This window comes from Luteolibacter arcticus (assembly GCF_025950235.1).
In the GTDB taxonomy this organism is placed as follows: Bacteria; Verrucomicrobiota; Verrucomicrobiia; order Verrucomicrobiales; family Akkermansiaceae; genus Haloferula; species Haloferula arctica.
Map to the genome: position 1 here is coordinate 49,375 of NZ_JAPDDT010000026.1, position 8,254 is coordinate 57,628.

Genomic DNA, 8,254 nt, shown 5'->3' on the forward strand with positions numbered 1-8,254 from the left:
TTGCAATAAAGTTCACCGACCTTACCCGACCCTGATGTCCCTGAGCCGAGAAGACCAAGCCAACCTCCTGATCGTCGACGACGACGAAACGATCCAGCGTTTGCTGGTGATCGCCGCGAAGGATCACGGCTGGCGGCCACGGACGGCGGGCAGCGGAATGGCGGCCTTGGAAGCATTGGACGACGGCATCGAGGCCGTGGTGCTCGACCATGGACTGCCGGACATTGACGGGCTGCAGACCTTGGAGCGGCTGCGCCAGGCCCGCCCGGACCTGCCAGTCATCATGCTAACCGGCCTCAACGACGCGGAAACCGCGGTGCGGGCCCTCCGCGCGGGAGCCGGCGACTACTTGACCAAGCCCTTCGAGCTGAAGCGCTTGTTCGACCTGCTGCGGCAGATCCGCCAGGACCGCCGCGAGCCCGTGGTGGCGACGGTGGCGGGAAACGTGCCGAAGCTGGGACCCTCCACGGGCGGCGGCCTGCGCAGTGCGAATACACGCGTCCGCGAACTGCTGCGCCGCATGGAAAAGGCCGCCTCGCTGGACACCACCATCCTTCTCACCGGGGAAAGCGGCACTGGCAAAACCTACTTCGCCCGCGAGATCCACCGCCTCAGCCCCCGTGCCGCGGAGGATTTCATCCCGGTGAGCTGCCCTGCCCTGCCGCGGGAGCTGTTGGAGTCGGAGCTTTTCGGCCACGAAAAAGGATCCTTCACCGGGGCGACGGCCACCCGCGCCGGGCGATTCGAGCAGGCCTCCAAGGGCACGCTTTTCCTCGACGAGATCGGCGATCTTCCCGCCGAACTTCAGCCGAAACTCCTCACCGTCCTCCAGGACCGGGAATTCTTCCGCGTGGGCGGCAACAAGATCCTGCGCACCAATGCCCGCGTCATCGCCGCCACCAACGTGGACCTCCACGCCAAGGTCGCCGACGGCAGCTTCCGCGAGGATCTCTACTACCGACTGAATATCATCGAATTGCCCATCCCGCCGCTGCGCGAGCGCAAGGACGACCTGCCCGGTCTGACCGCCGCCATCCTCGGGCGCATCGCGGGACGTCGCGGCAGCGCTGGCTGGACCCTGTCCCCCAACGCCAGCGAAGCCCTCGCCGCCTACGATTGGCCCGGCAATATCCGCCAGCTTGAGAACGTGCTCGAGCGGGCGACCGCATTCACCGAGCGCAGTGAGTTAAGTGAAAAGGACTTGGTGACGCTGCTGGAGGCGCGCCGCGACGGGCCGTCTGCCGCCGCCAAAGTTAGGACGCTCCACGAACTCGAGCGGGAAACTTTCCTCGAAGCCTACCGGCGCACCGGCGGCAACAAAGCCCGCACGGCTCGCGAACTCGGTGTCTCGGAGCGCACCGTTTACAATCTCTTGGAACGCCACGGATTGAAGTAACATTGACGACGGGCAAAATGCAACTCCATGCATGATTTTCAGCATATCTTGAAAATCATACAGAGTTTTCAATTCACCTACCGTGCCCGGATTCTCCAATTGTTTCTCCATTTCATTGAACGTGAGGCACTGACGAAATGTCGGTATAGTTGGCATCGCGGGTGCCAGACTATCCCTGTTCTCTGGGGGGAGAACAGGGGTCGAAAGGCCCCGCAATGCAACACAACCAAACCGTCGGGCGGATGGTCTCTTCGGAGGCCCCCCCGGCGGTGAGGGTTGGTGCAGGCGGTCTTTCCCCGGAGGGAACATCCCGCCCCACCATGCACAGCTCCCTCAGCTCCCCGAATCTCGAACGCCAAGGTCTCTCGCGCATGCCATCCCGGGTCATGCTGAAAGACGACTTCTGCCAACCGGTCCCCGACAACTTCGCGCCGCTTTCCCTGCTCCAGATGCCTGCCCCGGTGGCGGACATCGACGATGCAGCAATTCTCGACTCGCTCGATGACCTTCCGCCCCGGCCCAGGTCGCGTGCAAATATCCGCTCGCGCCGTTCGACGCCGCCCTTCGTGCCGTTCCAGCCGGAGACCTTTCTCAACGCAAAGGATCCCTGGGCCGTCCATTCGCTGAAGGACCTGATCGGCTTCTTCCTGCCTGAGATCAGCGTGTCCATCGCCCTGATGTCGGTATGCGGCCTGATGGCGGGCAAGCTGCTCGCCCGCTGGGCCAACGGTATCCAGCCGCTGTGGGTGCTCGGCCTCTACCTCGCGGTCTTGTTTCTCCACCTCGGCAGCCTTTACCTCGGCGGCAAGGGCGGCAGCTCCTCACACCTCAAGACCTCCCTGCGGACCTTGGTGCTGGGTCTCTTCCTGCTGCTGCTACCTCACTCGGTCGCCTTCCTGTTCCTGAGCGCCAACGGGTAATTCTTGCTGAACGAACTTCGCCGAAGCCTGAACTTATTACAGCCTGAAGCATCCAATCGCTGGCATTGCTGGTTTCCCTTTCATTTCGAATCACTCGAAGCCAGCGACTTACGACTTACCTACGATTTCTGGCACGCTGCCTGCCAATAAGAGCTGTTCTCTGGGGGGAGAACTTGGGCCTCACCGCCCGCTATCCAATCCAATCCCCTGCCGGTCGTGTGATCTCTCACGAGGTCCCGTCGGCGGGGGTTGGTTTGGGTTTTCAAATCGAGGGCAGACTTCTGCCTCGGGAAAAGGCTTCAGCCACCCTGACGGAGAGCCAAAAAAAGGCCCCCTTCCGAATGAATCCGGAAGAGGGCGGTTAATAAAGGCAGCGAAGGGGTTGCCGTCAGTTGTCTGACATTTTCAGCACCTCGACCTTCACGGGCACGATGCCGCGCGAACGAAAGCCGAGGCGCTGAGCGACTCCTTCAGTGACGTCGATCACTCGACCCTTGGTGTAAGGGCCGCGATCATTGATACGGACCACCTCAGACATGCCGTTGGACAGGTTGGTCACGCGGACTTGCGTGCCCATCGGCAGGGTCTTGTGCGCGGCGGTCGCAGCAAGATTGCTGAGACGCTCGCCGCTGGCGGTTCGGGTGCCACCATTACAGTGGACACCATACCAGGAAGCCTTGCCCGTTTGCACGGACGAGACTTTCCATTCCGTCGGACCGGAGGAGCGGTTCGACGCGGTTGCCTGCGTGGAGCAGGATGGTAGCATTAGGGCTCCGGCGATGGCCAGGGCCACGGACTTTAGGTTCCGGGTCATGGTTTCGTGTCGGTGGTTTTCCTCGCGCTGAACGCAAGGACGGCGGGTTTAGGGGCTGCCAGACCATGCCGCAAGCCCAATCTGGAACTTTCCAAAACACTTCAATTCAATGATTCTCAATGTTTTACATCGATTTATTTAAGGAACGTTAAACTTTTTTCTCCAATTCGGCCCCGGATTTGCTAGGGGAAAGGGTGCTATGAGCTCGTGGATCCCTTCCTGCCGCGACCGGTTCACCCTGTCGGATTTCTCTTTCCTCACCGCCGTTCTTTCGCCCCACGGAGAACGGTGCCATCTCTGGACGCTCTGGGAAGACCCCGAGGCGCTCAGGGAAATGCTGGACCTCAAGGACGTGCTGCGCGCGTTGATCGACTCGACCGCCGCCCTGAGTGTTTCGCCCGCCTTCTACTTCTACGTGCTGGTCCGGCACTCCTTCCTGGATGCGGGGATCGACGACCCCGGGATGTCGGACTACGTGGCCGGAGTAATGGTCCAGCGGCTCGCAAGTGACACCGGCGATCCGCTGCGCAGCCTGCCGGCCGGGCTGACCCACGCGGCGGACTTTGTCGCGATCCTGGAATCCGCCCAAGGGCGGATGCGCTTCCACCTCCAGCTCGAGGCTGGCAACCAGTTCCTGGTGCTGACCGGCCTGTTCCCCGGCTTCATCAACCGCCGCTGCCAGCGTCGCGGGGCACCGGGCGTGGGGTTCTACGAGGATTTCGCCCGCCGGGCCTATCGCGACGCGGCGGACAATCGCAGCGCCCCGCAGGATGCCCCGCGGCGGATGTTCGGCGAGCTTTCCGAGGCCCTGCCACTGGCGCGGCTATCACTGAACAAGATGGCGGAAGAGTTCGTCTTCCTCGGCGATTGAGACTGGAATCCGGCATGGAGATCCGTGCGCTCGACCAGCAACCCCCATTCACCACCAAGGACGGCTCGACCATCCGCAGCATTCTCGATTCGGCCAATGCCCCGGTGAAGAACCAGAGCCTGGCGGAGGCGACCATCCCCGCCGGCGGTGCAACCCAGCGGCATTGGCATAAGGACAGCGAGGAATTCTACTTCCTGCTGGAAGGCCGCGGGAGGATGGAGATCGACGGTGAATCGCGCGAGGTCGGCCCCGGCGATGCGATCCTGATCCCGGCCGGGGCGTGGCACCAGATCACCGCCACCGAGCCCCTGCGTTTTCTGTGCTGCTGCGCGCCGCCCTACCGGAATGAGGATACTTATTTCGAGTAAATGCCATGACCCTTCCCGAGGTCCTCATGAATTGGAAACTCGCGCTGACGCTCGTCATCGGGATCGTTTCCTTTTTGAACGGCATCCGGATCTGGATCCGCGGGTTCACCACGGTGGACAATCCCTTCCTGTGGGGCCCGCTCACCGCAGGCATCGGGTGCTTCACCGCCGATTACTTTTTCGATGATGAGGAGATCCGGGGCTTCCCGGCGCGGATGCTGGCAGTGTTCCAAGCTCTCTTCGGGTTGGTCTTCCTAATGCTGTTCTTCTTCCTCGGGGTGTGGCCTGCGTATTTCTCGAAGGCCCCCAAGTCCGTCGATCCGGCCGATCTGACAAGTGAGGTACTTTTCATTCCAGCGGATGGGACCATCGAGGACGGCCCTCGATGAGCCCCTGATCATCTCTCTATCGTCTACCCAGTGCCGCCTTGCCGGTGGCTTGGCGATTTGGCACGAAGGACTCGCCGAACATGCTACCCCGCACTTTCCTCCCTGCTGGCTGCTTGATCCTGGCGATGATCGCCGGCTGGGCGGCACGTCAGGCAGAGTCCCCGTCGGCCGAGGCGAAGCAAGCCGCAGAACCAGAAGCAGCAGCACCTGCCACCGGCGCGCCACCGATGCCCGCGGCCTTGGAGCCCGATGCCATTCGTTTCTGGCTGGCCGATCACCTGATCGATGCCACGCCCGGACAGATGGAGGACATCGCCGCTCGCCTGCTCGCCATTCCCGATGTCAATGCGAGATCCTGGTGCGGCTTGTTCTCCTGCTGGTTTGAAAAGGACGCAGCCACCGCGTGGACCTTCGCTTCCGTGAAGCCGGATCTCCGGTCGATTGCGCTGGAGGAGTGGGCCGCGCTTGATCCGGCGGCGGCACGGGCAGCCATCGACTCCGCCTCGATGGACGATTGGCGCGCACTCGTGGGTGGCGCCGTGCGCAGGGATGTGGAGGAAACCTTCCGGCTCCTGGACAAAGCTCTCGCGGATGGCATCGAGGTAAAGAGCTTCTATCAGGAAGGCCTCGGGTTGGAGAACAGGCACTTCGCAGAACTCGCCAGCAGGGATCCCGAGGCAGCCACGCTCTGGGTTGAGCGGTTGGGCATCGCTTCCAAAGACATCGCGGGCGCACTGCTCTGGGGACGCTTGAAGAAAGACCCGGCCGCCGCGAGAGAGTGGCTGAATAAACAGGAAGACCGCGTGGAAATCCTGAAGGACCTCGCGTCGGTCGCAGCACGGACGAATTCCTACTCGCCGGCGGTGGTGGATTTCATCGCCGAGTTCATGCCGCCGGGCAACGCCCGGATTGAAGCGCTCCAAGCTCTCTTGAGTGGCCTCGCCTGGCGCGACCCGGAGTTCGCGGCGAAGGAAGCGGCCCGTGTGATCCCCGATCCCTCCGTTCGTGCGGACATGATCGCAGGGATCGCCTCGCGGATCGCAGACAGCGAATTCAACAAGGCGTGGTCGCTGCTGGAATCGCTCGGGCCTTCCGTCCAGTGGAGCCTGCGCACATCGATCCCGGGCGTGGAATTGCAAGCGGGCTCGGACTCCGGCGCGCTCAGTCCACCCATCCACTACTTGAGTGGTTTCTTCGGGCCCCAGCGGAACACCCCTGCCAATGTGAAGGACTACCTGCTGCTGCGCCTGATCGAGAGCGACCAGGACGAAGCGATCCGCCTGATGGAGGGCATTCCCGCCGCGCAGTTCCTCGATGAAGGAAAGAGTGCCATCCTGCTCTGGATGGAGCGGTCTCCTGAGGAAGCGGTCCGCTGGCTGGCGGGCAAGCTTGGCACCGAGGATGGCTATACATCCCGCGAGGCCTGGAACCAGATCGAGTTCAAGCTGCGTGGTTTCAATCCGCTCGAAAGAGCCGCCCTCATCAAAACCCTGCCACCCGGTTCGGTGCGGACGGAGTTGGTGACCCAGCGCGCCATGGAAATGGCGGATGATGATCCGCTCGCTGCACTGGAGTACGCACGCAAGACGGACACCGCGGAGCAGCCGGTGGTCTGGGCCTATCTCTCCTGGTCCCAGTCCGATCCCTCCATAGCCTTGAAGCACCTCTCCGAGGATCCCGATGCCCCTGTCGCGGCATGGAGTGCGGTGACTGGCTCGGTCATCGATGACTTCCCGGATGAAGTCACCCATGCCCTGCTGACACTTCCCATCAGCGCAGGACGAGATGCCGCGATCGCCAAGATCCTGGAATGGCCTGACGATGTGGATCCCGTGAAAACGGTCACTCTGGCACTTGCGCTGGGCGACGCGGGCAAACGCAAGAACGCGTTCGAGATGGCCTTGTCCCGGGTCAGCCTAGACCAGCACCTCGTCCGCGATCCGGCGACGGCGGAGACCTTGCGGAATCAACTCGAGGAAGCGGCGCAACTTTCCGAGGCGGAACGGCAGCAGTTTCTGGAGCGCATCAACCTCGAATTCACCACGACCCCATGAAGCGCGCCTTCCTGGCCGTCATCGCCGTGCTTGGCTTCGCCGGGGGATGGTTCCTGACCGGCTCCCAACCCGCACCCACTCCCGCTTCAAGTTCGACTTCGAACTGGACGCCGACACCCGTCGCTGGCGATGGCCCGCGGCGCGAATTGCGGAAGCGAGCCTTGGCCGAATGCCTGCTCGTCGCCGAGGAGCAGGAGGTTTACCGCAAACGCACGGCATCGATCGCCACGCTGGACCTCCTGTTGATCGAGAGGAGACACGAACAGGGCTGTGGAGGTGGCGACATCGAGGACGACATCGCCCGAATGATCTCGCTCGATCCCGCCGCGGCAATGGACAGGGCACTGGCGAATCCCCTCTCCGACTATTCCCTCGCGCTCGCCTCCGCATGGGGCCGCAAACAACCGGAGGAAGCCCTGCGTTACTTGCGTGGCAAGAAGATGAGCTATCGCGTCCAGGATTGCCTGGAAGCGGTGGCAGAGGCCCGCTCACAGCCGGAAGAGGAGGCCGCGGCGGAAGCGGAGACGCCATCCGAGCCGGAACCGCAGGAAGCGGACGACGCTCCCGCCGAACCCAGGGCACCGAGCGAGCCAGTTTCCCCTTCTCCCGCCGAGCCCGCGGTCGCATGGGATCCCGCGAACTACGATTCAGACGACTACAAGCAACGCGAAGCGATGATCAGCGATCTCCGCAACAAGCCGGAGGAGACCATGACCAGGATCGCCGAATCAGGCAGCCGCGCCTTGCGAGCGGAAGCCTTGGAAGCCATCGTGAAAGAATTCCCCCGCGATGCGAACGCGTGGCCAGAGGCATCGAAGAAACTGGAGACCTCCATCCAACTGCTCGGCCTGACTCCCGATAGCCCTCCGTCTTCCCTGGAGATCGGGCCTGAGGGAGTGGCGGCCCCGGAGGTGGCCTCATGGATGGATCGCCAGCCGCTCGCGCTGCGCCGTGCGTGGGCACCCGGCGTGGTGGAGCGCTGGGTGGAGGCCGATCCGCAGGCAGCGATCGCATGGGCTGACGCCTTGCCAGAGCATGCCAACCGCAATCAGACGATCCAAACGGGGCTGATCGTGTGGACGCACCGCGATCCAACGGCTGCGATCGCCCATGTCGAAGGCCTGCCGCCGGGAGAGCTGCGGGAGGCGGCGATCTCGAATGCGGCGGCGACGTGGAATTGCGTCGATCCTGCAGCGGCAAGGAACTGGGTGGAGGGATTGCGAGAGAGTCCGGGACGGAAGCGGGCGCTGGAGCGGCTGAAGCGGTGAGTGGTGGTTGCTGCTGGAAGATCGACACCAGTTGACAGTGCCTTCTTGTGCCCGGTGACCTTTGCGTCGCTGGAGTGCCCCGCTCCAGTCCGTGGCCGGGGCGTCCCGCCAATAGTGTTCGGCATCCTCCCTGCTTGCCGGAACGGCGGCGTAGTGTGACGAAAAGGTCACTGG

The 8,254-nt window shown here is 63.1% G+C and carries 8 protein-coding genes; 7 read left to right on the forward strand and 1 reads right to left on the reverse strand.

All coding sequences use genetic code 11. From position 1 onward, the window contains the following. Nucleotides 1–34 precede the first annotated feature (34 nt). Both OKA05_RS28120 and OKA05_RS28125 read left to right on the forward strand, forming a co-directional pair. Nucleotides 35–1,396 (forward strand): sigma-54-dependent transcriptional regulator, encoded by a 1,362-nt coding sequence (locus tag OKA05_RS28120; protein WP_264490553.1) that lies wholly within the window; start codon nucleotides 35–37, stop codon nucleotides 1,394–1,396. Nucleotides 1,397–1,716: 320 nt separating this feature from the next. Continuing rightward, nucleotides 1,717–2,316 (forward strand): hypothetical protein, encoded by a 600-nt coding sequence (locus OKA05_RS28125; protein ID WP_264490554.1) that lies wholly within the window; start codon nucleotides 1,717–1,719, stop codon nucleotides 2,314–2,316. A 388-nt stretch (nucleotides 2,317–2,704) separates the two neighbouring features. On the opposite strand, the gene OKA05_RS28130 is transcribed toward OKA05_RS28125, so the two are convergent. Then, entirely contained in the window at nucleotides 2,705–3,130 is a 426-nt protein-coding gene (locus tag OKA05_RS28130) for a septal ring lytic transglycosylase RlpA family protein (RefSeq protein ID WP_264490555.1), read from the reverse strand. A 199-nt stretch (nucleotides 3,131–3,329) separates the two neighbouring features. On the opposite strand from OKA05_RS28130, the gene OKA05_RS28135 reads away from it, so the two are divergent. The 5 genes from OKA05_RS28135 to OKA05_RS28155 all read left to right on the forward strand — a co-directional run bounded on the left by OKA05_RS28135 (nucleotide 3,330) and on the right by OKA05_RS28155 (nucleotide 8,080). Continuing rightward, entirely contained in the window at nucleotides 3,330–4,001 is a 672-nt protein-coding gene (locus OKA05_RS28135) for a hypothetical protein (protein ID WP_264490556.1), read from the forward strand. Beyond that, nucleotides 3,998–4,369, forward strand: coding sequence for a cupin domain-containing protein (locus tag OKA05_RS28140; RefSeq protein WP_264490557.1), 372 nt, complete (start codon nucleotides 3,998–4,000; stop codon nucleotides 4,367–4,369). Before OKA05_RS28135 ends, OKA05_RS28140 begins: the two co-directional genes overlap by 4 nt. Before the next feature lie 5 nt (nucleotides 4,370–4,374). Next, a complete protein-coding gene (locus OKA05_RS28145) occupies nucleotides 4,375–4,758 on the forward strand; it encodes a hypothetical protein (protein ID WP_264490558.1) in 384 nt (127 codons plus the stop codon). Between the two features lie 80 nt (nucleotides 4,759–4,838). Then, nucleotides 4,839–6,812 (forward strand): hypothetical protein, encoded by a 1,974-nt coding sequence (locus OKA05_RS28150; protein ID WP_264490559.1) that lies wholly within the window; start codon nucleotides 4,839–4,841, stop codon nucleotides 6,810–6,812. Beyond that, entirely contained in the window at nucleotides 6,809–8,080 is a 1,272-nt protein-coding gene (locus OKA05_RS28155; protein ID WP_264490560.1) for a hypothetical protein, read from the forward strand. Before OKA05_RS28150 ends, OKA05_RS28155 begins: the two co-directional genes overlap by 4 nt. Nucleotides 8,081–8,254: the final 174 nt, after the last annotated feature.

Excerpts from the sequence above, each read along its gene's own strand:
- OKA05_RS28150 (WP_264490559.1), top strand. The coding sequence starts at position 4,839 with ATGCTACCCCGCACTTTCCTCCCTGCTGGCTGCTTGATCCTGGCGATG.
- OKA05_RS28130 (WP_264490555.1), bottom strand. The coding sequence starts at position 3,130 with ATGACCCGGAACCTAAAGTCCGTGGCCCTGGCCATCGCCGGAGCCCTA.
- OKA05_RS28155 (WP_264490560.1), top strand. The coding sequence starts at position 6,809 with ATGAAGCGCGCCTTCCTGGCCGTCATCGCCGTGCTTGGCTTCGCCGGG.
- OKA05_RS28135 (WP_264490556.1), top strand. The coding sequence starts at position 3,330 with ATGAGCTCGTGGATCCCTTCCTGCCGCGACCGGTTCACCCTGTCGGAT.
- OKA05_RS28145 (WP_264490558.1), top strand. The coding sequence starts at position 4,375 with ATGACCCTTCCCGAGGTCCTCATGAATTGGAAACTCGCGCTGACGCTC.
- OKA05_RS28125 (WP_264490554.1), top strand. The coding sequence starts at position 1,717 with ATGCACAGCTCCCTCAGCTCCCCGAATCTCGAACGCCAAGGTCTCTCG.
- OKA05_RS28120 (WP_264490553.1), top strand. The coding sequence starts at position 35 with ATGTCCCTGAGCCGAGAAGACCAAGCCAACCTCCTGATCGTCGACGAC.